The sequence below is a fragment of the Heyndrickxia vini genome (assembly GCF_016772275.1).
Taxonomy (GTDB): Bacteria; Bacillota; Bacilli; order Bacillales; family Bacillaceae_C; genus Heyndrickxia; species Heyndrickxia vini.
Genome location: NZ_CP065425.1, coordinates 3540073 through 3565351, shown reverse-complemented (window position 1 = coordinate 3565351; position 25279 = coordinate 3540073). Strand labels below are relative to the sequence as shown.

The following is a 25279-nucleotide window of genomic DNA, read 5'->3' as shown; positions in this document are numbered from 1 at the left end:
AATGTAAGCTAATTCATATTCGAGGAGTGTTAAAAGTGAAAAAAAGCACAGTGTTAAAAACGGCCCTTGCATTAACAGTTGCCACTACCCTTGGCATGAGTTCTTTTGCAAATGCAAAAGAGATACCTAAAAAAGACGCAAAAAATGTGATTCTTTTTGTAGGTGATGGAATGGGATTGGCTCATCGAGACGCTATTCGTTTAGCAGCTGTCGGAAATAAAGGGGATCTTTCAATGAATAAGATGCCTTACTCGGGATTAGTGCATACAAGTTCTACAACGACTGTTACCGATTCAGCAGCTGCTGCCACAGCTATGGCTTCTGGCGTTAAAACATATAACGGTGCTGTAGGTGTGGACAAAAACAAAAAATCGATAAAAACAATCTTGGAATTAGCGAAAGAATCCGGAAAATCAACTGGACTTGTAACAACAAGCCAAATTACTGATGCCACTCCTGCGGCTTTCGGTGCACATGTTACCAATCGTTCTGCTCAAAGCGACATTGCCAAACAATACTTAGAAAAAAGTAAAGTGGATGTTTTGTTAGGCGGTGGCGAAGACTTCTGGTATCCAGCAGGAAATCCGGGTACATATCCAGACAAGCCAGCAAAGGATCCGTCTGAACAAAGTAAAGGTACACAAGGAAATCTGGTCAATAAAGCAAAAAAACTAGGTTACAAATATATAACAAATGAAAAAGAGTTGAAAAAGGCAAAAGGAAATAAGCTGCTAGGTCTCTTTGCTAATGAAGAAATGTTTGAGCAAAGACCAGAAGGTGAAGGGGATATTTATGATCCAGTTGTTTCGTTACCAACAATGACAAAAAAGGCAATTGACACTTTATCTAAAAATAAAAAAGGTTTCTTCCTAATGGTAGAGGAGGAAGGAATTGATGAAATGGCCCATGAAAATAATGCGAAATTAATGTTAAAGGCAGGGAAGCAATTAGATAAGTCTGTGGACATTGCCAAACAGTTTGCGAAAAAACATCCGGATACATTAGTGCTTGTTGTCGCAGACCATGAATGTGGCGGTTTGACAATCGAAGAAGTGAACCCTTCAGATGAATCTGGTGAGGGGATATCAAAAGAAGATGGTCCGTTCAAAGTAGCAAATTCCAAAGATCAGTTTGTTATCGATTGGACAACTTCCGGCCATACAGCAGTTGATGTACCCCTTACTGCAATGGGAAAAGGTGCAGAGTTGTTTACTGGTTTTTATGAAAATACACATATCTATGATGCGATGGTTCAAGCAATGGGGTTAAAGAAAAAAAGATAGATAGCTTTATGCTATGCTCATTTCGTAAATTTTGTTAAACAGTGGCCGTTCCTTTCCGCTGCAGGAGCTTGCTTTCCGCAGGGAGGAAGTCGAGCCTCCTCGGCTTACGCCTGTGGGGTCTCGACCTTTCCTCTATGTCCTGCAGGAGTCAAGCTCCTTCCGCTTCAATCCACTCTGCGTTTTCAATATTATTTAGCGTTTAAATCAACAAAATTTTAGAAAACAGCATTATCGTAAGAGTAGGGCATCAGATCTCTGCTCTTTTTTGTATCCAATAAAATTTTTAAAATATTATCTAGACTTGTCTCATATCCTTTATTAGATGTCTTGTTTAATAGTTAGAGCTTTATTGGATAGGAGAGACTGTATGAGTACGTTTTTTAAAGGAACGTTTCTGTTAGTTGTTGTTGCATTTATTGGTGAATGTGTTGAATTTTTTATAAATATGGTGCTAGCAAATGAGCTTGGTGAAGTTGGAATGGGCTTATATATGTCTATTTTGCCAGTTATTTTCTTTATTGTTGTGTTGGCAAGTATGGAATTACCCGTGTCGATTTCAAAATTCATTGCCGAAAAGGAAGAGAAGTATCATTTTAGTATGCTTCAGCACGCCATCCGCTTTACCGTGCTTTTTACTATTGTATTAGTAGTAGTCTCTATTTTGGTACTGCCCATTCTTCCTGTATTTAATCATTATCATCCCTATATTCGAGCATTAGTCATCGTAATCATCCCACTTGTATCCTTTTCATCAGTAGCTAGGGGATATTTTATGGGTGTACAGCATATGGGCAAAATTGCAACGGCCAATTTTTTACGAAGAATCGTTCAATTAGGCCTCCTTGTGATTATTTATAAATTGTTTCAATTTGAACTAGATAAAGCGATTTTTATCGCATTATGCACTTTAGTTGGAAGTGAGTTAATCGTTTTTATTTATTTGGTCAATACGTTTTTTCTCCAATTTAAGTATTTTAAAAATAAGAACAATGCCCGTTTAACAGGTAAATCGGTGAGAAAAAGTTTGATGTCTGTCTCGTTACCAACAACAGGTATGCGAATTTCTCACTCTATTACACATGCGATACAACCCTTTTTAATCAAGGCTGCATTAATGAAAGCGGGATTTTCGGGAACGATGGCTATTGAGCACTTTGGGTTGTTAACCGGAGTAGCATTTAGTATCGGCTTCTTTCCAGCATTTATTGCTCATTCTTTATCAACTGTCCTCATTCCTACGGTATCTGAAGCATATGCGAAAAGGGATTTTGAAAAGCTTCGCAATCTTTTACAGCAAGTCATACTCATGACGTTTATTTATGGAATACCTGCGATTATTATTTTTCATATCTTTGCCAAACCGCTCACCCATATGTTTTTTGATTCAGATATTGCACCGCTTTACTTACAATTACTTTGGCCATATTTCTTGTTTCACTTTTTTGCAATTCCGATGCAAGCGATTTTGATTGGCATTGGTCTGATTAAGGACACGCTCCTACATTTTCTATGGTCAACGGTCGTTATGTTCGTCATGATGTATATCCTTGGTTCGAATCAGCAATTTAATATGACAGGAATCATTCTTGGCATGAATACGGGGGCATTACTCATTATGCTTATGCATTATGTCACGATATGTAAGAAAATCGGTGTAACGTTACTATTTAGAAGGCCGGTGAAGCATTCCTATTAGCGCATATAGTCATTAAGACTACGATGTAAGAACGAAATAGGCCAAAATAAACATGTCATTAACTCGCCCATCCATGTAATGCGGCGAGTTTTTTTAAAAGCTGTTTATGAAAGAATATATTTAAAGATGGAAACGCCTTCACATACCAGTTAAAATAAAGATATTACTGTTATGAACCGGATGAGGGGGATGTAATGAGCCGTAAAGACGAAATTTTGCATCTTTTACAAACAACAAAAGAGAGTTTTTCTGCACTGGAGATTGCAGAAAAATTTCAATTGGATCGAACAAATGTCAGCAGGTATTTAAATGAGCTATTTAAAGAAAATAAGATTGAAAAAGGTAGTGGAAAACCAATTAAGTATCGAATCCCATCAACGCTTCAAAACTATCCTTTTCAACGTTTAATTGGAGCAGAAGGAAGTTTGAAAGTGGCCGTTCAACAGGCACAAGCTGCCATTTTATATCCGCCTAGAGGGCTGCATACGCTCATTTTAGGAAAGACGGGAACTGGAAAATCACTTTTCGCCGAATGTATGTATGAATACGCAAAAGACTCGAAGGTTATCCAGGAAAATGCTCCGTTTATTACATTTAACTGTGCTGATTATTCTCAAAATCCACAGCTCTTATACGGGCATATTTTTGGGATAAAAAAAGGGGCATTTACGGGAGCGGATATAGACCGCCCTGGATTACTTGAAAAATGTGATCAAGGAATTTTATTTCTGGATGAAATTCACCGCCTTCCCCATGAAGGTCAAGAAATGTTGTTCACATTTATTGATAAAGGTGAGTTTCGAAGATTAGGAGAGACTGATTCTCTAAGAAAAGCTTCTGTTCAAATCATCGGTGCAACAACGGAGATTCCCGAGTCATTTTTACTTGAAACCTTTACTAGAAGGATTCCAATGACGATTACCCTTCCCTCATTAAAGGATCGAAGGATGGAGGAAAGGTATGAGCTGATCGAATATTTTCTTATACAAGAATCGAAACGCCTGAATGAGACCGTGTATGTTGACCGTAGGGCACTTAGTGCATTATTGCTTTATCATACGAGTGCAAATATTGGTCAGCTCCAACGCGATTTGAAACTAGCATGTGCCAAAGCATTCCTTAACTATAAATCTAATCAAATTCAATACTTACATATAACGCAAATGGATTTACCAGTCCATGTTCAAAAAGGACTGCTTGATACGAAAGAATTTCGTGAAAAAATGAACAAGCTTATTGGCAGTGACCAAGAGATTTTCAAGTTTCATGAGCAGCAAAATAAGGAGGAAGCCATAGGGACAGAAGATAATTTATATGATGTCATAGAACGGAAGCTTCACAATTTGCATCAAGATGGTAGAAGTGAGGCGGAAATACAAAAGGAAATTCTAGTAGATATCAATCAATATTTCAATCAATATTTAGACCAACTTCCTGTTAGTAGTGTAAATGAAGTTGTAAATGAATCGATTTGGGGAATGACGGAAAGAATTTATCAATTTGCGGAACAAGAATTGAAAAGAACATTTAGTAAAAAAATGAAATTTGCCTTTGCTCTTCATTTACAAGGGACGATTGACCGGATTCGGCAAAATTCAGCAATTTATCATCCGAATTTAAATGATATTCGCAAAAAATATTCGATGGAATTTAAGATTTCGATTGAAGTTGCGCAAATGATTGAACAAGAAATGGATGTAGAAATCCCACTTGATGAAATTGGCTATATTACGATGTTTTTGGCTTCTGATGTTGAAGAAAATATGTATCATCAAGAACAACTTGTCGGCATTATTGTTATGATGCATGGGAAATCAACTGCTACAAGCATGCTGCAAACTGTTCAGGAATTACTAGGAGTTCAGCAAGGAAAAGCGATCGATATGCCGTTATCAATGGAAGTTGGCGAAATGTATGAACGTGTTAAAAATACGGTGAAAAATATGAACCATTCAAAAGGTGTTCTTTTTCTTGTCGATATGGGGTCACTTTCTTCGTTTGGAAATTTAATTTTTGAAGAAACAGGTGTGAAAACGAGGACGATCTCCATGACGAGCACACCTATCGTAATGGAGGCTGTGCGCAAAGCGTCATTAGGGAGAAGTTTGGATGATATTTATCAAAGTTGTTTGCAGTTGTTCGACTATCAGTCTAATACAATTAAATCCCGCGGAAAATCATTGAAGAAGGCGATTATTACAGCTTGCTTTACAGGTGAAGGAGTTGCTCTTAAATTAAAATCGAAGCTAAAGAGCCTTATTGGAAACAGGGATATCGAACTGTTGTCTTTACAATTTTTAAATCGTCAAGCATTTACAGACAAAATCGCACAAATCACTGAACAATATGATATTTTAGCAATTGTTGGCACCGTTCATTTTCAGTATGACGATATACCATTTTATTCGGCGATTGATATTTTTCAAAAAAATTCTTTCATAGAAATCGAGGAACTAATTAAAGATGACGAGCCATTTCAAAAAATGGCGAACTCTCTTGAAGGACATATTAAAACGATTCCATCTATTATGCAATTAATTCAAAGAATCCGAAATCTTATGCATGAGATTGAACGAAAATTAAATGTTACTCTTGAAGATGGGGTAGATAAGGGAATTATCATCCATCTTATCTTTCTAATCGAAAATATGAAATTGAATCAGCCGGTACGAGTGTTTCATGAGTTTGAACAATTTCGAAAAAAGTATGCTCGTGAAATGAGTGTGATAAAAGAAACCTTGGCAAGTCTTGAGAAGGAATATTATTTTATTTTATCGGAATCCGAAATCGCTTACTTGTGTCAAATGTTTATGGAGAATCGTAAATAATGTGTGTAATTAGAAAACGCAAGTGTGTAAATCGAATTACATACTTGCGTTTTTTTTAAGGTAGGAAATACGTACTATTGCAGTTTTTTTGTTGGCACGTTTCTTGCATCAATATAGATTATAGGAGGTGAAAGCGCTCTCTGTAATCTGAAATAACAATTAATTGTAGTTGATAAGGGGAGAAAAGAAATGAAAAAAATTATGTTAGTTTGTTCAGCAGGAATGTCTACAAGTTTATTAGTTACAAAGATGGAAAAAGCAGCGGAACAAAAGGGAGAAGAAATTAAAATTTTTGCAGTAGCAGAAGCCGAGGCTCGAAACCATTTTGAAGAGATTGATATTTTACTATTAGGTCCACAAGTGCGATTTTTAAAGGGGAAACTAGAGAAGCAACTTGCTGGTAAAGGAATTCCTGTTCAAGTAATCGATAGTATGGATTATGGAACGATGAACGGGGAAGCCGTTTTAGGTAAAGCGTTGCAATCACTCGATGGATAGGAAAAAAGGGGGAAACAATAATGAATAAACTAATAGGGGTATTAGAAAAATATTTTGTTCCTGTTGCAGGTCGAATAGGAGCACAAAGGCATTTAGTTGCGATTCGTGATGGTTTTGTGACGATCATGCCATTAATGATTCTCGGATCATTTGCAACATTAATTAACGCATTGCCAATAGATGCTTATCAAAGCTTTATGAAATCTGTTTTCGGTGAAAACTGGACGATGTTTGGCGGCGTATTGTGGCAAGGAACTTTTGCCATTGTATCATTGCTTGTTGCATTTACGATCGCCTATAGCTTGGCAAAATCTTATGATAAAGATGGACTTTCTTCAGGGGTAGTTTCCATTGCAGCATTGCTCTCAATTATGGCAACAACGAAGGATGGTGGGTTTCCGCTATCATGGGCAAGTGCTACCGGTCTTTTCGTAGCAATTTTTGTTGCGTTAGTATCAACTGAAATATTTACTAGATTACTAGGAAATTCTAAATTGAATGTAAAAATGCCTGATGGCGTACCGCCGGCAGTATCTAAATCCTTTGCCGCTCTTTTACCAGCAATGATTACGTTGACGATTTTCGGTCTTATTAAAGTTATTACAGTTAAATTAGGGATTCCTGACTTACATCAAGCATTATATGATTTATTACAAGCACCAATTGCAAAATTGGCCAATACATTATGGTCTGCCATTGTCATTGCGATTGTGAACCATTTCTTATGGTTCTTTGGTCTCCATGGCTCAAATATTTTAGAACCATTAATGCAAGCGGTTTATTTACCGGCTATTAATGAAAATATTGCTGCATTAAAAGCTGGTGCAGAAATACCAAACATTGTTACGAAATCGTTCTTTGACGGATTTGTTTATTTAGGTGGATCAGGAGCAACGATTGGACTGTTGATTGCCATTTTAATTTCTGGCCGTAAACATAAGCAATATAAAGATTTGTCGAAGTTATCAGTAGCACCAGGATTATTCAATATTAATGAACCAGTTGTATTTGGATTGCCAATTGTATTAAATCCAATTTTGTTTATTCCTTTTATTTTAACGCCATTAGTGTTAACGATTCTTAGTTATTTTGCGATTGCTACAGGCATTGTTCCTAAGACAGTTGTCTTGCTTCCATGGACAACACCGCCTATTATCGGTGGAGTGGTTGCAACAGCTTCATGGAAAGGCGGAGTTTTGGCGGCAATTAATCTAGTCATTTCAATCATTATTTACATTCCATTTATCAAAATGGCTGAGCGAGCATTTCTGAAAAAAGAAAACGAGCAATTACATGCCAATCCGATTCAACAAGCGAAATAGTCAGCAAAGGAGAACATATAATGAATGTAGAAGAAATTGTCATGAAAATCATTACTCATAGTGGAAATGCAAAAAGTGACGCAGTCGAAGCTATTCAAGCAGCTAAGGGAAAAGATATCGCAGCAGCGAATGAACTTATCGAGAAAGCGGAAACGGAATTGCTGCATGCGCATCACGTGCAAACATCATTAATCCAAAATGAAGCATGTGGAAATAAAGCAGAAGTCACCCTATTCCTTGTGCACGCACAAGACCACTTAATGAATGCCATTACATTTAAGGATCTTGCAAAAGAGTTTGTTGAGTTATATGAATCAATGAATAAATAATTTGGTAGGCTGAGATGGACATATTTGCCCATCTCTCCCTATTTATTTTAAAAGGAGGGAAAAGCATTGAGACAACTTGGAATTTCTGTTTATCCGCAATATGGAACTGAAAAAGACCAAATCGATTATCTTGAAAAAGCAAGTTCGTATGGATTTACTCGAATGTTTACCTGTCTAATGTCTGCAAGTGAAGAAAAGGATTTACATACATTAAAGGTTTTATTAACAAAGGCTAATGAATTAGGGTTTGAAGTTATTGCCGATGTCAGTCCGAGTGTTTTTCAAGACCTTAACTTATCATTTAGAGATTTAGGCTATTTTAAAGAGCTTGGTTTATCAGGTTTACGACTTGATCTTGGGTTTTCAGGTTTAGAGGAAAGCATCATGTCGTTAAATGAATATGGCTTGAAAATTGAGTTGAATATGAGCCAAGGTACAAACTACTTAGAGCAAATTCTATCGTATTCTCCGAATAAACATTCGTTAATTGGCTGTCATAACTTTTATCCTCGCAAGTATACTGGATTATCGCGGGAACATTTTATCAAATGTTCGAAGCAGTATAAAGAACATGGAATTCGCACAGCTGCAATGATCTCTTCAAGTCATGCAAAATATGGTCCTTGGCCAGTGCAAGAAGGACTTCCGTCATTGGAAGAGCATCGCTATCTTCCTATTACCGTTCAAGCAAAAGATTTATATAATACTGGATTAATTGATGATTTAATTATTGGAAATGCTTTTGCTTCGGATGAGGAATTAAAACAACTATCCGAATTAAATCGCTATTTATTGGAGTTAAGTGTTGATTTTGTCCCTAACGTTTCGGAGTTAGAAAAGAAAATTGCTTTAGAAAAAATTCATGTGAACCGTGGGGATGTTTCCGCCTATGTGATTCGCTCAACAGAAAGCCGCGTACAATATAAACAAGAATCCATCCCTGCTCACGATACTGATTCAATTACGCGTGGAAGTGTAACCATTGATAATAATCACTACGAGAGATATAAAGGGGAATTACATATCGCCTTACAAGATATGGAGAATGAGGGGAAGACGAATACGATTGGATCTATAGCAGACGAGGAAACCTTTCTGTTAGATAAAATCAGACCTTGGCAGAAATTTAAGTTAATTGAGAGAACGAGAAGATAGTGTTTGAACTTTATTAAGCATTTATTTTCTATAGGGCGATTCCTGGCGAGATAGAAGGATTTGTTAAGGTACCTGAAAGAGAGAAAGCGGTCCCATGGCAAGGGAGAAGGGTCTGTTAAGGTACCGGAAAGAGAAGAAGCGGTCCTATGGTAAGAGGGGGGGATCTGTTAAGGTACCGGAAAGGGTAGAAGCGGTCCCATGGCAAGGGAGAAGGGTCTGTTAAGGTACCGGAAAGAGAAGAAGCGGTCCTATGGTAAGAGGGGGGGATCTGTTAAGGTACCGGAAAGGGTAGAAGCGGTCCCATGGTCAGAGAGAAGGGTTCGTTAAAGTACCGGAAAGAGAGAAGACGGTCCCATGGTCAGAGAGAAGGATCTGCTAAGGTACCGGAAAGAGAGAAAGCGGTCCCGTGGCAAGAGGAAAAGATCCGTTAAGGTACCGGAAAGTATCAATACAATCAAATAGTACAGAAACACAAAGGGAACCACTGATAATTTTGGTTCCCTTTTTCTGTATTTTTACAATCTCGTAATCTTACCGCTTCACTTTTTCACATGCTTTTGTTAACAGGCAATAAATAGAAAACTGATTACAATACCAATTGATGTCCGAAATAATATTTAGATAATTTGGAATTAACTATTGAATTAATGAAAACGCTATCATATAATGAACTTTGTAATATATGAAACTGTATTTCATATAATGAAATGCAGGGAATTGAATATGGAAAGAGGGGAATCGGATGTCTTCTTTAGTTTCCAAACGGGTTCAAGGTTTGCCGCCTTATTTATTTTCCGTCATTGACGAAAAAAAGAAACGGCTGCAGGAAAAAGGGGTAGACGTCATTGATTTAGGCATTGGCGCACCTGATTTACCGACACCAAATTTTATTGTTGAGCGGTTAATTAAGGAATTACAGGATCCACACAACTTTAAATACTCCGGTTATTCTGGATGTCAGGAATTCCGAGAGGCAGTTGCTGCCTTTTATAAAAAACAATATGATGTGGAATTAGATCCTAACACTGAAGTTCTTACCTTAATCGGCTCTAAAGAAGGGATAGCCCATGTCATCCCAGCAATGATAGACATTGGTGATGCCGTTCTTATTCCAGATCCCGGTTATCCTGTATACAGGACTGCTACCTATTTAGCGGGAGGAGAATGTATTGATTTACCACTTGATCCAAAGGATCAATATCGTCCGATTTTTTCTCAGCTTTCACCATCCATCTGTGAAAAGGCGAAGCTCATGTTCTTAAACTATCCAGGAAATCCTACAGCCGCAACTGTTGAATTAGATGTATTTGAAGAAGCAGTTGCCTTCGCAAAACAACACCAAATAGGTGTCATCCACGACTCTGCATACGGATTAGTTACGTTTGATTCATTTAAAGCCCCAAGTATTTTACAAATTGAAGGTGCAAAAGATCTTGCCGTTGAATTCGGATCCCTATCAAAAAGTTTTAATATGACCGGCTGGAGAATTGGCTATGTCGTCGGGAATCGTGAAATTATTCGTGCCTTATCTAATGTAAAAAGCAATTGTGACACAAGTCAATTTTTACCCATACAAAAAGCAGGTGCAGAAGCGCTAAACAGTGATTATAAAACCGTTGAACAGAATAATGCCGTGTATAATGAGCGCTTAGAAAAAATGTTGGCTGCCTTAAAAGATATCGGTATTCATGTAGAAAAACCGAGAGGTTCGTTTTTCATTTGGGCACCTGTGCCAACTGGATTCACCTCACAACAATTTGCTGAAAAAGTATTGGAAGAAGCGGGCGTCATTATTACACCGGGAAATGCCTTTGGCCCATCTGGAGAAGGATATTTTCGCATTTCTTTATCTGTCCCAACCGAACGACTAGATGAAGCTGTAAAAAGAATAAAATCCCTGAATCTAGAGGTGACAAAACATGTCCCAAATCATTGAAAAGGAACAGAAGAAGCGAGTTATGACAGGGGCAAAAGCGATTATTGAGTGCATGAAAATTGAAGAGGTGTCGAAGGTTTTTTGTGTACCTGGCGAAAGTTACTTGCCTGTATTGGATGCGATTTATGATGAGCAGACTATCGATTTAATTTCTGCACGGCATGAAGGTGGCGCCTCCTTTATGGCAGAAGGGTATGCAAAAGCAACACGGAAACCGGGTGTTGTCATGGCTACTCGAGGTGTGGGTGGAGCAAATTTAGCAATCGGGGTCCATACTGCTTATCAAGATTCTACACCAATGGTCGTTTTTCTTGGTCAAGTTCATAGTAAATTTCGCGGTCGCGAAGGATTTCAAGAAGTGGATTTAGACCAGTTTTTCGGTCATATTGCAAAATGGACAGTTGAAATTAAAGATGCCGAACGGGTGCCTGAACTTGTTCAGCGTGCTTTCCGTATTGCACAAACGGGTCGACCTGGACCGGTGGTTATATCATTGCCCGAAGATATGTTAAAAGTTGAAAGTGAAATGTCCTTTGGTCCGAAAGTGAAAATTCCAAGGCCTTCTCCCGCAATAGAAGAGGTTGTGGAAATTGGGGAAATTTTAGAAGGAGCCAAAAATCCACTTATTATCGCCGGTGGAGGGGTGATCCATTCAAATGGGGAACAGGCGCTAATTGATTTTGCTGAGAAATTCCATTTACCCGTTGTAGCGGCGTTTCGTAGGCATGATGTGTTTCCGAATAATCACCCCTTATATGTCGGTCATCTAGGGTTAGGAACTGCAAAGGGAGTTCTCGAAACAACGATGGAAGCCGATGTTATTATCGCAATAGGAACGAGACTTTCTGAAGTGACAACACAAGACTACACATTACTCTCCAAAAACCAAACATTAATTCATATTGACATCGATGCAGATATGCTAGGAAATGTCTATCCACCTGAAATGGGGATTGTCGCAGATGCAAAAAAGACCTTACTTGCTTGCATGAATTTAACTATCCAACCAAATTGGAAGGATTGGGTAGATAAATGTCGCCACACCTATGAAAAAGCATCCACGTTAACAAGTAATCATCATAATAGTAAGCTAACGAATTTTGATGTGATCGAATTACTGCAAAAACATCTTCCAGAGAACGCAATCATCACCAATGATGCAGGTAATTTTGCTGGTTGGCTCCATTCTTATTTTCAATTTCAGAAGGAAAAAACGTATGTAGGTCCAACATCTGGAGCGATGGGGTATGGACTGCCTGCGGCAATTGGTGTGAAATTAGCAAAACCTGATGCTACCGTTGTCTCCCTATCCGGTGATGGCGGAATGATGATGACTGTTCAGGAGCTAGAAACAGCTTCACGTTACCAAATTCCGGTCATTAGTCTCGTTTTTAACAATCAAATGTATGGAACGATTCGTATGCATCAAGAAATGCATTATCCGAATAAAATTAGTGGTACTGATTTAGGAAATATCGATTTTATCGGGCTTGCCCATTCCTTGAATGCAAATGGCGTAAAAGTGGATACAAGAAATGAGCTTGAACTTGCATTAAAAGAAGCGATGACGAGCAAAATCCCTACGGTTATTGAAATTGAAATGGATCGTGAACAAATCTCGACGTCCAAAACAATCGATCAAATTCGAAACAAATCATAATTTTTATTAAGGAGAGGTTCTATATGTCAAATACAGTTATTAGCGGTGAAAAAGTAGTAAATTATATTAACGGTGAATGGACAGTTCCTGCAGAAGAAAAGTACGCGGCGATCATTAATCCAGCAACTGGTGAAGCAATCGGTGACCTCCTTTTATCATCGAAAGAAGATGTAGATCATGCAGTAGAAGCTGCGAAAAAAGCGCAGAAGAAATGGGCATTAGTCCCGGCACCACAACGTGCGGAGCTTTTGTACCGCGTTGGCTTGATTATGAAAGAAAGAAAAGAGGAGTTAGCCCGCATCTTAACCCAAGAAATGGGAAAAGTGATCGAAGAAGCACGTGGGGAAGTACAAGAAGGTATTGATATGGCGTTCTATATGGCGGGTGAAGGAAGACGATTATTTGGAAATACGACACCTTCAGAATTAAAAGATAAATTTGCTATGAGCATTCGTGTACCGGTTGGTATCGTTGGAATTATTACCCCGTGGAATTTCCCAATAGCCATTGCAACGTGGAAGTCATTCCCGGCAATCGTGGGAGGAAATGCAGTAATTTGGAAACCAGCATCAGAAACGCCGTTAATGGCAAGAGAATTAGTCAAAATATTTGAGGAAGCGGGTTTACCTAAAGGAGTGATTAATCTCGTTTGTGGTTCAGGCTCGCAAGTAGGAAATGCAATGGTTGAGCATCCCGATATAGATGTCATATCATTTACAGGTTCAAATGAAGTCGGACGTACAATTGCTGAAACATGCGGAAGACTTTTAAAACGTGTATCACTTGAAATGGGAGGTAAAAATGCGGTCATCGTGATGGATGATGCGGACTTAACACTTGCTGTGGAAGGCATCTTGTGGAGTGCTTTCGGAACGAGTGGACAAAGATGTACAGCATGTAGCAGAGTCATCGTTCACGAGAGTGTGAAGGAACAATTAGAAGAACGACTTTTGGCAGCAATGGAAAAATTAACTCTCGGTAATGGGTTAGATGAGAGTGTCAAGATTGGGCCTGTTATTAATGGAAGTGCATTGCAGAAAATTCATGAGTATGTAGGGGTCGGTAAGGATGAAGGTGCAAAGCTATTAGCGGGAGGTTCTATAGTCAAACATGAGGAGCATGCAAATGGCTATTATTATGAGCCAACATTGTTTACAGATGTCCGTCCTGATATGAGAATTGCCCAGGAGGAAATCTTCGGACCAGTCGTTTCGATTATCCCTGTAAAAAGTTTTGAGGAAGCAATCGAGGTTAATAATGGAGTTACATATGGATTATCCAGCTCCATTTTTACAAGAGATGTAAATCGCGTTTTCGCTGCACAACGTGATCTTGATACCGGAATTGTCTATGTAAATGCGGGCACTACAGGTGCTGAAATACACTTACCATTTGGTGGAACGAAAGGTACGGGTAATGGTCATCGAGATTCCGGCGTTCAAGCACTTGATGTATTTACAGAGTGGAAGAGCGTGTATGTGGATTATAGTGGTAAGTTGCAACGTGCACAAATAGATGTAGAATAAATAATTTTGGAAGATTGATAGTCAATTATAGTGAGTTGGGATGTATGTCTTGGGCTCGTAATGAGCAGTTTGATATAGATAATGTGCGAAACATGGACAGAAAGTAAGTCAAAGAGCCGCTATGATATAGATAATCGGCGAAATACCGAAATAAGTAAGTCAAAGACTCGCTATGATATAGATAATCGGCGAAATACCGAAATAAGTAAGTCAAAGAGCCGCTATGATATAGATAATCGGCGAAATACCGAAATAAGTAAGTCAAAGAGCCGCTATGATATAGATAATCGGCGAAATACCGGCAATATGTATGCCAATCAGTCACTTTGATAGAGATAACTAGCAATAATACCAGACTACTTCTATCAATTGCTTCCTTCTGTTTACTTATTTTAAAAGAAAGTAAGTCAAAGAGGGTGCGATAGTTAGTTTATTTTAAGCAGCATATTCAATGAATTCGAACGAACTTGGGAGGAATTTACATGAAAATTGCAGTTTTAGGTGCGGGACTTATGGGGAAAGAAGCTACTAGAGATTTAGTAAATAGTGCGGGGGTTGAGAAAGTCACATTGGCAGACGTCGATGTAAAAAGAGCGGAAGCCGTTTGTCAGCAACTGAACTCTACCAAACTATCAGCAGCCTATTTAGATGCAACAAATCAAGACCAATTAACAAACTTTGTCCGAGAGTATGATGTTATTATAAATGCCCTCTTTTATACATTTAATGAAAGGGTCGCTAGAGCTGCCATTGATGCAGGGGTTAATTGTGTTGATTTAGGCGGGCATATTGGTCATGCAACAGATCATGTGCTAGCCATGAATGAGGAAGCAAAGAATGCAGGCGTTACCTTAATTCCGGATTTAGGAGTTGCACCTGGAATGATCAATATTCTTTCCGGTTACGGCGCGAGTCAGTTAGATGAAGTCAAATCAATTAAGATATATGTAGGCGGGATACCCGTTGTGCCAGAGCCACCATTAGAATATAATCATGTCTTTTCAATGGAAGGGGTATTTGACCACTATACCGATCCATCTTTAGTAATCAGAAACGGAATAAAGCAAGAAGTGCCGTCTTTATCGGAAATTGAAACCATCCATTTTGAGAGATTTGGACCGCTTGAAGCTTTTCATACTGCTGGAGGAACATCAACATTATCATTATCTTATCCGGACGTAGAGACACTTGAATATAAGACGATCCGTTACCGTGGTCATGCTGAAAAATTTCAATTACTTGTAGACTTAAATTTAACTAGAAATGACTACGTGGTTGAGGTGAACGGACAGAAGATTAAACCTCGTGATGTCCTGTTAAAAGCATTAGATCCGATTGTTGAGCTAGGTGAAAAAGATGATGCTGTCCTTCTGCGTGTCATTGTTGAAGGCACAAAAGCTGAAGAAACGAAAAAATATGAATATGAACTAGTAACCTATAAAGATCGTGAAAATCAAGTAACAGCGATGGCACGTGCAACCGCCAATACGATTTCCGTAGTTGCACAAATGATTGGCAGTGGTTTAATTACTGAAAAAGGTGTCTTTGCACCTGAAAAGGTTGTTCCAGGTAAGGAATATATTAAAGAAATGGCGAAACGGGATGTAAATATTATTGATAAAAGCGAAGGGTCCCGTTCAAATGTAACGGTTTAAATCTAATAGTGAATTGATTCTCCCTCTATGTCTTAGGGGGAGAATTTTCATACCTTGAGGAGTCGGAGTAAAGTGAATCAAAGTATTATTAAAGCGTTGGGCTTGTTGGATTTATTTACCGAAGAAAAATCGGAGCTAAGCTTAAAAGAAATTACAGAGCGCGTACAATTGCCAAAACCAACCGTTTACCGGCTGCTAACATCATTAGAATACTGTGGTTTTTTGACTAAAACAATGGATTCGGACTATGACAAGCGTTATAAACTTGGCTTAAAGTTAATGGAGCTTGGCCAATTAGTTTCCGAACAGTTAGAGCTTAGAAAAGTAGCACTTCCTTATATGAAGAAACTTGCAAATGAAATTAATGAGGTCGTCCACCTCGTCATAGTCAATCAGGATGAAGCTGTATACATTGAAAAAGTAGAGAGCACCCATGCTGTAAGATTATACACTAGAATAGGAAAACGATCTCCACTCTACCTAGGATCAGGGCCAAAATTATTACTAGCTTTCTTGCCAGATAAAAAAAGAAAAGAAATATTAGATACAGCAACCCTTCGCCCTTTAAATAAAAGTCAGATGATAAATGAAATAGAAGAAATTAAAAGAAATGAGTTGTCTATTAGCTATGGGGAGCAAGATGAAGGGACAACAGGAATCTCCTTTCCTATTTACGACTATCATCGACAGGTGATTGCTGCATTAGCCGTAAGTGGCCCATCCTATCGTTTTGAAGGAACACATCTAGAAATGATCAAGGAAAATACAAAGAAAAGTGCTAAAGATATTTCCTCTGAAATGGGTTATCGATAGTTAAAAAATCTTTTATTTTTTTACTAGAATTGCTATATTGGTTAATAGTGGGAATAGTGGAAGAAGGTTACTGTTTTTGATAAAAACAATGTTAGCCAATATGGCAATCATCTTATTTATGCATCTCTGTGTCCAACATCTATACTTTACCTATGGACAAAAGAAAAAATTGACGGCGATAGTACATATAATCATTGTCTCATTAACTGTTATCGCCTTATTTTATTTCCCGATATTAATAGAGAATCGCTTTCGCTTTGATTTAAGAGCGATACCTATTTCCTTTATTGGGATTATTCAAGGGCCATTATATGTTATCCCAGTAGTCATTATTTCCGCGATTGGAAGATTATCTTTAGGGGGGCTCGGCGCTTTGCCTGGAGTAATCTTTGGCATTACTGTTCCGGCAGTAATCAGTTTAATTATTAGATATTGTGTAAATTGGAAAAAAATAAACTATGGTAAAGCATTATTGTATTCTACGATTATATGGGCGGCATGTGATCTGCCTTTTCTTTTTTATGTTCATTTAGATACTGATTTTTATTTGTTACGCTATATTACATTTCAAATCAGCATGCTAATTTTGTTTTCATTCACCAAGCTATCGTTTCAGCATAATCATTTATTAGCGCGTTTTAAATTTTTTGCTGACCATGATCCATTAACGAAGCTTTATAATATGAAGCGATTTAATGAAGAGATTTTGAAAACAAAACAAACAGGGACGAACAAAGCTTTCATAGCGATGCTGGATATTGACCATTTTAAGGGAATTAATGATACATATGGCCACCAAACAGGGGATCAAGTCTTAATTGATTTTGCCCAAACGTTATTAAAGTTTCATAGAAAAGGTTCGATTATTGCAAGATATGGAGGAGAGGAATTTATCGCATACAAATTAGCTCCAACCATTGAAGATGCTGCATCTTCACTTGATGAACTAAGAAAATATATTGAAGCCCAGCAGTTTTATACGGAATCAGGTGACCCGTTAAGAAAAATTACAATATCAATCGGAATTGCTCCATTATTTCCGGAGTCAAAACTTGAACAAGCTGTAAAAATCGCCGATGGGCATTTATATAAAGCGAAAGAGAATGGACGGAATCAGGTTGTTTTTTAAAGAAGGGGAATAATCAATATATCAAGACCAAATCGGTATTGCGATTTGGTCTTTTATAATCTTAGCAGACATCAGTTCCTTTATTTGCGAAAGAATGGATGATTTACTTATGTTTCAGGTACGATAGCATGTCTGTCACTCTAGCCATGGGATCGCATCGCCACTTTCTGGTCCCATAGCAGTTCTATCACTCTAGCTAAGGGACCGCATCGCCACTTACCGGTACGATAGCATGTCTGTCACTCTAGCTAAGGGCCCGCATCGCCACTTACCGGTACGATAGCATGTCTGTCACTCTAGCTAAAGGATCGCATCGCCACTTACCGGTACGATAGCATGTCTGTCACTCTAGCTATGGGCCCGCATCGCCACTTACCGGTACGATAGCATGTCTGTCACTCTAGCTAAAGGATCGCATCGCCACTTACCGGTACGATAGCATGTCTGTCACTCTAGCCAAAGGCCCGCATTCCCACTTACCGGTCCCATAGCAGATCCTTCACTTTAGCCATGGGATCGTTTCTCCACTTACCGGTACCATAACAGATCTTTCACTCTAACCATGGGACCACTAAGCCCAAATAGATCTTAAATTTTTGTTATTTTTTAAAAATAACCGATTCTATGTCCACAAAAGTTTTTTAATCCGGAAAGAGGATACTTTTCACATATCCAACTAAGTATAGTGATCCGGTTACTAATATAAATGTATTCCCTTTAGTATTTTCATAAATAGATTTGATTATGCCTTCTAGATTCGGATTGTACATATAGTTATTAGTTTCAAATGTCTGGAATGCTTCTTCTATTTCTTTTCGACTAATATTCCGTTCAAGAAACGGATGTGGTGTAACGATGTATGTTGCATTGGTAAATTCAATCGCTTTGAGCATTCTTATTATATCTTTATTAGATGAAATCGATAAAATAACAGTTGAAATAGGTGAACCAAGTATGTCGATATTTTTCTTTAATGTTTTCAATTCCAATATGTTATGTGCGCCATCGAATAGAAACTTTACACCGTTTTTTTCAAGGATCTCCATTCGACAAGGGATGTGAACAGATTTAAGTGCACTATGAATCGTGTTTTCATCGAAGTTATAGCCAAGCCGGATGAAGGCTTCAATTACAGCTAAAGCAGTGCTCGCATTTTGCACTTGATGCGTTCCAATAAGTGATAAATCAATATTCTCTAATAAAAGATGTTCACTTTTAAAATGAAAGGTACTTCCTGTTTCATTCGATTGTTTAATTAAATTTACGTAATCACGATTAAAAAAAAGGAATGCTGCCGGGTCATGTGCTTCAATTTTTAATAAGTAATTCCGAGCTTGTACATTATTCATGCCACAGACAACATATTTTGTAGAATCCTTAATAATACAGGATTTATCAACAATAATTTCTTCAATTGTCGATCCGAGCAAATGGGAATGGTCCAGTGTAATTTCGGTTAGAACCGCAATAATCGGGTCAAAAATATTAGACGGATCTGCTTTCCCTCCGACACCATTTTCAAAGATAATCAGCTCAATTCCTTTTCTTTGAAAAAATATGAGAGCGATGATAATCATAACATGCATATGTCCAACTTCTTGCTCATAATGATAGCCACTCAGTTTCTCTTCTATTTCCAATACAATCGCCGAAAAATCATCCTGTTCAATCATTTCACCATTATACATAAATCTTTCTTCATACCGGTTAAGATGTGGTCCCGTAAATAATCCATGATTATACGAATGTTTTGACAGAATGGAGGATATAAAGTGAGCGGTACTTCCTTTCCCGCATGAACCAGTAATTTGAACAAACTTGAAATCCTGTGGACGAATTGAAAACAAATCGAGTAAATCCTGCATGATTTGGTGGTGTAAGCCATTTGTTCGATTCATCGTACGAGTATTAAATTGTGAGAGATAGTTTAACGCACGAAGGTAATTTGTATTCCTCACTTTGTAAAAACTCCTATTATTTTAATAATAAAATTTTACCATAAGTCATGCGATTCACAAGAAATGTATATCAAGAAAAGGTATTCAAAAAAAAGACACCAACATTCTATTGGTGCCATTCATCACTCTCTTTTGGTACGGGGTCAACCCTGTACGCATCTTCCGGATCGATTGCTAGTTTAAAAGAATAAATAAACAGCCAACACCCAAAACCTACAACTGTAACAAGAACGCCTATCGTCGTTATCCATTCAAGCATCATCTTCATCCCCTTTATTATAAAGGTATGCGGACGCATGATTGAAATTTCATCTTTTTTCACTAATTATTCAAGTTTTTCCGTTCTACTTCCCACTCTCTTTTTAAAAGACCAAATAAGAGCATATCATGTCTTCTTCCATTTCGGTGTATAAACTCTCGATAACTTCCTTCCTGTTGGAAACCTAGTTTTTTATATAGCGAAATGGCCGATTGATTGTAATCAAATACAGTCAATTGAACCCGTTGCAAATTCAACTCATAAAAGGCAAAATCCAATGCAAGCTTCATGCTTTCATAACCATATCCCTTTCCACGATTGTTAGATTCTCCGATTGCAATGGAAATCCAACCTACCCCGTGATTCCATAGAATCCCATCAATCTCAATATAGCCTATTAAATCATTCTTGTGCTGGGTTCGAATGCCAAACAGAAATTGTGTATTCGTATCCGTAAACTCCTCATACCAACTAGTTAGTTGTGTCTTCGTTTTAGGCACAGCTGGCAGAGCATCGAACAGTTGGGTAAAAGTAGTATCTTCAAACCAGTTAATGATTGTAGTTAAATCTTCCTCAGTTAGAGCTGTTAATTTTATTGTTTCGCCAGTTAATAGGTTCATAGATTTACCTCCGATTGTATTCTTCTATGGGTATTCGATTGGAGGTAGTGAATTTCCTTCAAAATAGAATAAAGATAGGTATTGACAGTTATTTGGAAAAGTCAGAAAATGATAATATAGTATGACTTTTTGGAAATATAATCTTGTTAAATAGGTTTTAATTACTAAGGTAAGGAGGAGGGAAATGAGTTTCATTGCGCACATTCGTGAAAAAGATAAACTGATCCAGACCGTTGAAGAGCATTTATTAGAAGTAAAGAGATTAGCGGAATCTTTTGGTGAAAAGATTGATTTAAAACATATTACAGGTCTTGCAGGGATGCTTCATGATCTAGGTAAATATACGAACGGATTTAAAGAATACATAATAGAAGCTGTTAACAATCCAAATTCCCCAATAAAAAGGGGTAAAATAGACCACTCAACTGCAGGAGGAAAATTGCTGTATGAATATTTTCATACTCAGGCAAATATTTCCCCCTTTAAGCAATTACTAGCTGAGATTGTAGGAAATGCAATCATTTCTCACCACTCATATCTTCAAGATTTTTTAGATCCTGAATTAGAATCAAAATATTTAAATAGAGTTAGAGAGAAAGTACTAGATGAATTCTATTTAAGTAAACAACAATTTTTTGAAAATGTAATGAACGAGAAAGAATTCTATGATTATGTTGACCTTGCTGTTGCTGAACTAGAAAGATTTTTAGCGAAAAAAAATATTCAGCAGTTTGAAGAAAAGGTGATGTTTTTAACGAAATTTACCTTTAGCTCTTTAATTGATGCTGATCGAACAAATACACGATTATTTGAAGAAAATACAATAGATGAGACATCTAACAGAAATGAACTCCCTTTTAATAGGTATTATCAAAAACTTAAATCAAAAATTGATTCTTTTAAAAACCAACCAAGTGCACAAAATCAGATTAACCAATTAAGAGCTCAAATGTCGGAACAATGTGAAGTCTTCGCTGAAAAGCAGTCTGGAGTTTATACATTATCCATACCAACTGGTGGAGGAAAAACATTAGCTAGTTTACGATACGCATTAAAACATGCCCAATTGTATAACAAAAAAAGAATTATTTACGTTGTTCCTTACACAACGATTATTGAACAAAACGCAGAAGAAGTTCGTAATATACTACAGGATCATGTCAATATTCTGGAGCATCACTCCAATATTATTGAAGATACAAATGACGATGATGAGAATCAGGATGGAATCGTAAATGTGCAGCAAAAACTAAAACTAGCTAGAGATAATTGGGATTCACCGATTATTTTTACAACGATGGTACAGTTTTTAAATGTGTTCTATGCAAAAGGAAGCAGAAATATACGTAGGCTTCATAATTTAAGTGAATCAGTTATTATCTTTGATGAAGTACAAAAGGTTCCCATTTCATGTGTATCATTGTTTAATCAGGCACTAAACTTTTTAAAGACTTATTGTGATTCGAGTATTATCCTCTGTACTGCCACACAACCAGCGTTAGATTTTGTTGAACATAAACTAGAAATTAACACAGACGGCGAAATAATTAACAACCTCGATCATGTTATAGAAGCATTTAAACGAGTAGAAATTGTGGACATGGCGACTAAGGAATCCTTTAACAACGAAAAGCTTTGTCACTTCATTGATGAAAAGATGAGTGAGGTTCAAAGTATACTAGTCATTCTTAACACGAAATCAGTTGTAAAAAATTTATATAATCTATTAATGGAAAAAGAAAATCAAATTCCAATCTACCATTTAAGTACATCTATGTGTGCGGCACATAGAAACGAAATATTAGATGAGGTAAGAATGAGGTTAAATGCCGGAGACAAAATTATTTGTATTAGTACTCAACTTATTGAAGCTGGTGTAGATGTCAGTTTTGAATGTGTTATTCGGTCATTAGCAGGATTGGATTCGGTAGCACAAGCAGCAGGGAGATGCAATCGTCACGGTGAAAAAGAAATGAGGTTTGTTTATGTCATTGATCATGAAGAAGAAAATCTTGATCACTTAAAAGAAATAAAAGTTGGCAAACAGGTTTCTAAAAGAATACTTATTGATATCAAGAAGGATTTACAAAAACATGGTGGCAATATCTTATCAAGACAAGCAATGGAAAGGTTTTTTAAAGAATACTTTACACAATTTAAATCAGACTTAAATTACTATATACCAAAAATTAAAAAGAATATGACTGAGCTTTTGACTGCATCAAAGAATCGGAATAGCTACCATCAAGCATATATGTCCAATAAAGGTGAGAAGCTTCCATTGTTTATAGCGAACAGTTATTATACAGCAGCGGAAAATTTTCGTGTCATCGATGATCATACGACTGCAGTTATTGTCCCTTATAAAGAGGGTAAGGAAATTATTGCACAATTAAATAGCAATCAATCCATTACCGATTTATCAAGAGAATTGCGAAAAGCTCAGCAGTATTCTATTAATCTTTATTCACATGAATTAAAAGCATTAGATCAAAATGATGGAATTGTGTCCTATTTAGATGGGAAAATTTTAGCTTTAAAAGAAGGGGCTTATAATCATGAATTTGGATTGGATCTTCAAAATGAAAGTGGATTTGAGGTTAATATGTTTTAAATACCTTTTAAATAACATGATTAAATTGTTAGGAAAATCAAATTAATGGAGGTGATTCTGTGAGAAACTCAATAGAATTTGTTGTTTACGGAAAGTATGCCTTGTTTACCGATCCATTAACAAAAATGGGTGGAGAAAAGCTATCCTACCAAGTCCCTTCATATCAGGCTTTAAAAGGAATAGTGGAATCGATTTATTGGAAGCCTACTCTCCTTATGGTGGTAGATGAGGTTCGAATTATGAATGCGATTCGAATGGAGTCAAAGGGCATTCGCCCCATTGAGTATGGGGGTGGAAACACACTTGCCAATTACACATATTTAAAGGATCCATGTTACCAAGTAAGAGCGCATTTTATATTTAACCCACATCGACCGGATATGGCTTTTGATAGAAACGAAAATAAGCACCATAATATTCTTTTACGTTCACTCAAAGCTGGCGGAAGACGAGATATCTACTTAGGTGCAAGGGAATGTCAAGGTTACGTGGAACCATGCGTCTTTGGAGAAGGAAAAAGTTACTATGATAATTATGGAGAACTTCACCTTGGCACCATGGTACACGGCATTAATTATCCTGATGAAACAGGAAAAAATGAAATGGAAGTTCGTTTGTGGAATCCAGTAATGAAAGATGGAATTATTCAATTTCCACGTCCTGATCAGTGTACACAAATAAGAAAAATAGCAGAAATGGAGCCAAAACGGTTTACAAAAGAAAATGTGGAATCCGTTGATCGACTATACGATCAGTTAGTAGAGGGGGGGAATCAATGAGCTGGTTATTTAATCTTTATGAAACGTATGAAGCAAATTTGGACCGAGTTGGAGAAATAGAAAAGAAGCATAATAATCAGGAATATACACTGTTGCCTATTTCACATACTACGCAGAATGCGCATATAGAAGTAACACTTACAGAAGATGGTGAATTTCACTCAGCTAGAGTAATTGATAAGGATGATGCTAGTACGCTCATTCCGTGTACTGAGGAATCAGCCAGCAGAGCAGGTTCAAAAATAGCGCCATATCCATTACACGATAAGCTAAGTTATGTGGCAGGAGACTTCGTCGCATATGGTGGAAAAATAAAGAAGGAAGAACCATTTACATATTATATTCAGCAGCTAAAAGATTGGGCGAATTCTCCTTATACAATTCAAAAAGTGAAAAGCATTTATACGTATTTAAGTAAGAAACAATTAGTTAAAGATTTAGTTGAAGAAAAGATTTTATGGTTGGATGAAGAAGAAAAGTTAATAGAAAAGTGGGACAAAAAATATGAATCATTTATAGGATACAAACCATCGATTTTTTCAGTTGTCGCTGGCGGGCAAGAAAGCGCTTTTGTACGTTTTAATGTTCATTCTTCCAATAAAATTTTAACTCATGTGTGGAAAGACCCGGATATGTATAAATCATTTATTCAATTTTATAATGACTTATTAAGTGATAATGATTTATGTTTTGTTACCGGAAAAAGCTTGCCAAGCACGGAAAGGCACGCAAATAAAATAAGAAACGCAGCAGATAAGGCCAAATTAATCTCGGCCAATGATACAAGTGGTTTCACCTATAGAGGACGTTTTAACAAAAGCAATGAGGTTGCAAGTATTAGTTATGAAGCATCTCAAAAAGCCCATAACGCATTAAAATGGTTAATTAATCGTCAAGGGAAAATTGTTGATCAACGCGTATTTCTTGTTTGGGAAAATAATGGGCAGAAAATTCCAGATCCAACAGCAGATGCATATGATACTTTCCCATCTAGTTCTTCAGTTGATACCAAAGTTGAGAAAAGATCGTTTACTAATCAAGAGTTTGCAAATGAATTTGCGAAAGCGCTAGATGGATATCGAAATAAACTATCTTCAAAAGCAGACGTAAATATTTTAATAGTAGATTCAGCAACAACAGGAAGGTTGGCTGTTCTCTACTATCGTAATATGGAAAAAGAACTTTATTGTAAGCCCGAAATATAAAAAAATAGCGCACC

18 protein-coding genes and 1 pseudogene are annotated in these 25279 nt (G+C 37.2%); 16 read left to right on the top strand and 3 right to left on the bottom strand.

Annotated features, from left to right (window positions below):
- Positions 1–95 precede the first annotated feature (95 nt).
- From I5776_RS17820 to I5776_RS17760, 13 genes are all read left to right on the top strand, one after another.
- On the top strand, positions 96–1283 hold the full coding sequence (locus I5776_RS17820; RefSeq protein WP_202780848.1) for an alkaline phosphatase: 1188 nt from the start codon (positions 96–98) through the stop codon (positions 1281–1283).
- Positions 1284–1650: 367 nt separating this feature from the next.
- Positions 1651–2979, top strand: coding sequence for a polysaccharide biosynthesis protein (locus I5776_RS17815; protein ID WP_202777778.1), 1329 nt, complete (start codon positions 1651–1653; stop codon positions 2977–2979).
- Between the two features lie 194 nt (positions 2980–3173).
- Positions 3174–5807 carry a sigma-54-dependent transcriptional regulator gene (locus tag I5776_RS17810; RefSeq protein ID WP_202777776.1) on the top strand — a complete coding sequence of 878 codons (2634 nt, stop codon included), beginning with the start codon at positions 3174–3176 and terminating at the stop codon, positions 5805–5807.
- Positions 5808–5996: 189 nt separating this feature from the next.
- A complete protein-coding gene (locus I5776_RS17805; RefSeq protein WP_202777767.1) occupies positions 5997–6305 on the top strand; it encodes a PTS sugar transporter subunit IIB in 309 nt (102 codons plus the stop codon).
- Positions 6306–6325: 20 nt separating this feature from the next.
- The gene (gene celB, locus I5776_RS17800) at positions 6326–7627 is read left to right on the top strand and encodes a PTS cellobiose transporter subunit IIC (protein WP_202777765.1); all 1302 of its coding nucleotides are present in this window, start codon (positions 6326–6328) and stop codon (positions 7625–7627) included.
- 20 nt (positions 7628–7647) lie between these two features.
- Positions 7648–7956 (top strand): PTS sugar transporter subunit IIA, encoded by a 309-nt coding sequence (locus tag I5776_RS17795; RefSeq protein ID WP_202777764.1) that lies wholly within the window; start codon positions 7648–7650, stop codon positions 7954–7956.
- Between the two features lie 66 nt (positions 7957–8022).
- Entirely contained in the window at positions 8023–9111 is a 1089-nt protein-coding gene (locus tag I5776_RS17790) for a DUF871 domain-containing protein (RefSeq protein WP_202777762.1), read from the top strand.
- A 742-nt stretch (positions 9112–9853) separates the two neighbouring features.
- The gene (locus I5776_RS17785) at positions 9854–11047 is read left to right on the top strand and encodes an LL-diaminopimelate aminotransferase (RefSeq protein ID WP_202777760.1); all 1194 of its coding nucleotides are present in this window, start codon (positions 9854–9856) and stop codon (positions 11045–11047) included.
- Positions 11031–12707 carry a thiamine pyrophosphate-binding protein gene (locus I5776_RS17780; RefSeq protein WP_202777758.1) on the top strand — a complete coding sequence of 559 codons (1677 nt, stop codon included), beginning with the start codon at positions 11031–11033 and terminating at the stop codon, positions 12705–12707. The genes I5776_RS17785 and I5776_RS17780 overlap by 17 nt, the downstream gene beginning before the upstream one ends.
- A gap of 23 nt (positions 12708–12730) precedes the next feature.
- Positions 12731–14233: an aldehyde dehydrogenase family protein gene (locus tag I5776_RS17775; RefSeq protein WP_202777756.1), complete on the top strand. Its 1503-nt coding sequence runs from the start codon at positions 12731–12733 to the stop codon at positions 14231–14233.
- Between the two features lie 482 nt (positions 14234–14715).
- Positions 14716–15888, top strand: coding sequence for a saccharopine dehydrogenase family protein (locus tag I5776_RS17770; protein WP_202777754.1), 1173 nt, complete (start codon positions 14716–14718; stop codon positions 15886–15888).
- 72 nt (positions 15889–15960) lie between these two features.
- Positions 15961–16701: an IclR family transcriptional regulator gene (locus I5776_RS17765; protein ID WP_202777752.1), complete on the top strand. Its 741-nt coding sequence runs from the start codon at positions 15961–15963 to the stop codon at positions 16699–16701.
- A gap of 76 nt (positions 16702–16777) precedes the next feature.
- Positions 16778–17830, top strand: coding sequence for a diguanylate cyclase (locus I5776_RS17760; protein WP_202777740.1), 1053 nt, complete (start codon positions 16778–16780; stop codon positions 17828–17830).
- A 641-nt stretch (positions 17831–18471) separates the two neighbouring features.
- Here the strand turns inward: I5776_RS17760 and I5776_RS17755 are convergent.
- The 3 genes from I5776_RS17755 to I5776_RS17745 all read right to left on the bottom strand — a co-directional run bounded on the left by I5776_RS17755 (position 18472) and on the right by I5776_RS17745 (position 20667).
- Positions 18472–19788 carry a bifunctional folylpolyglutamate synthase/dihydrofolate synthase gene (locus I5776_RS17755; protein WP_202777730.1) on the bottom strand — a complete coding sequence of 439 codons (1317 nt, stop codon included), beginning with the start codon at positions 19786–19788 and terminating at the stop codon, positions 18472–18474.
- A gap of 106 nt (positions 19789–19894) precedes the next feature.
- Positions 19895–20047, bottom strand: a complete 153-nt coding sequence (locus tag I5776_RS17750; RefSeq protein ID WP_202777728.1) for a hypothetical protein — start codon at positions 20045–20047, stop codon at positions 19895–19897.
- Positions 20048–20109: 62 nt separating this feature from the next.
- Positions 20110–20667, bottom strand: coding sequence for a GNAT family N-acetyltransferase (locus I5776_RS17745; protein WP_202777726.1), 558 nt, complete (start codon positions 20665–20667; stop codon positions 20110–20112).
- 184 nt (positions 20668–20851) lie between these two features.
- Here I5776_RS17745 and cas3 point away from each other — a divergent pair, with 184 nt between their 5' ends.
- The 3 genes and pseudogenes from cas3 to cas8c form a co-directional block, all read left to right on the top strand.
- The gene (gene cas3 / locus I5776_RS17740; RefSeq protein ID WP_202777724.1) at positions 20852–23281 is read left to right on the top strand and encodes a CRISPR-associated helicase Cas3'; all 2430 of its coding nucleotides are present in this window, start codon (positions 20852–20854) and stop codon (positions 23279–23281) included.
- Positions 23282–23340: 59 nt separating this feature from the next.
- Positions 23341–24060 (top strand): type I-C CRISPR-associated protein Cas5c, encoded by a 720-nt coding sequence (gene cas5c, locus I5776_RS17735; RefSeq protein ID WP_202777719.1) that lies wholly within the window; start codon positions 23341–23343, stop codon positions 24058–24060.
- Positions 24057–25247 (top strand): annotated as a pseudogene (cas8c, locus tag I5776_RS17730) (type I-C CRISPR-associated protein Cas8c/Csd1); the annotation flags it as partial. The gene cas5c and the pseudogene cas8c, both read left to right, overlap by 4 nt.
- Between the last annotated feature and the right edge of the window lie 32 nt (positions 25248–25279).

What these genes read in the sequence shown, in the direction of transcription:
- I5776_RS17820 (WP_202780848.1), top strand. Translation starts at nt 96, where the DNA reads ATGAGTTCTTTTGCAAATGCAAAAGAGATACCTAAAAAAGACGCAAAA.
- I5776_RS17815 (WP_202777778.1), top strand. Translation starts at nt 1,651, where the DNA reads ATGAGTACGTTTTTTAAAGGAACGTTTCTGTTAGTTGTTGTTGCATTT.
- I5776_RS17810 (WP_202777776.1), top strand. Translation starts at nt 3,174, where the DNA reads ATGAGCCGTAAAGACGAAATTTTGCATCTTTTACAAACAACAAAAGAG.
- I5776_RS17805 (WP_202777767.1), top strand. Translation starts at nt 5,997, where the DNA reads ATGAAAAAAATTATGTTAGTTTGTTCAGCAGGAATGTCTACAAGTTTA.
- celB (WP_202777765.1), top strand. Translation starts at nt 6,326, where the DNA reads ATGAATAAACTAATAGGGGTATTAGAAAAATATTTTGTTCCTGTTGCA.
- I5776_RS17795 (WP_202777764.1), top strand. Translation starts at nt 7,648, where the DNA reads ATGAATGTAGAAGAAATTGTCATGAAAATCATTACTCATAGTGGAAAT.
- I5776_RS17785 (WP_202777760.1), top strand. Translation starts at nt 9,854, where the DNA reads ATGTCTTCTTTAGTTTCCAAACGGGTTCAAGGTTTGCCGCCTTATTTA.
- I5776_RS17780 (WP_202777758.1), top strand. Translation starts at nt 11,031, where the DNA reads ATGTCCCAAATCATTGAAAAGGAACAGAAGAAGCGAGTTATGACAGGG.
- I5776_RS17775 (WP_202777756.1), top strand. Translation starts at nt 12,731, where the DNA reads ATGTCAAATACAGTTATTAGCGGTGAAAAAGTAGTAAATTATATTAAC.
- I5776_RS17770 (WP_202777754.1), top strand. Translation starts at nt 14,716, where the DNA reads ATGAAAATTGCAGTTTTAGGTGCGGGACTTATGGGGAAAGAAGCTACT.
- I5776_RS17750 (WP_202777728.1), bottom strand. Translation starts at nt 20,047, where the DNA reads ATGCTTGAATGGATAACGACGATAGGCGTTCTTGTTACAGTTGTAGGT.
- I5776_RS17745 (WP_202777726.1), bottom strand. Translation starts at nt 20,667, where the DNA reads ATGAACCTATTAACTGGCGAAACAATAAAATTAACAGCTCTAACTGAG.
- cas3 (WP_202777724.1), top strand. Translation starts at nt 20,852, where the DNA reads ATGAGTTTCATTGCGCACATTCGTGAAAAAGATAAACTGATCCAGACC.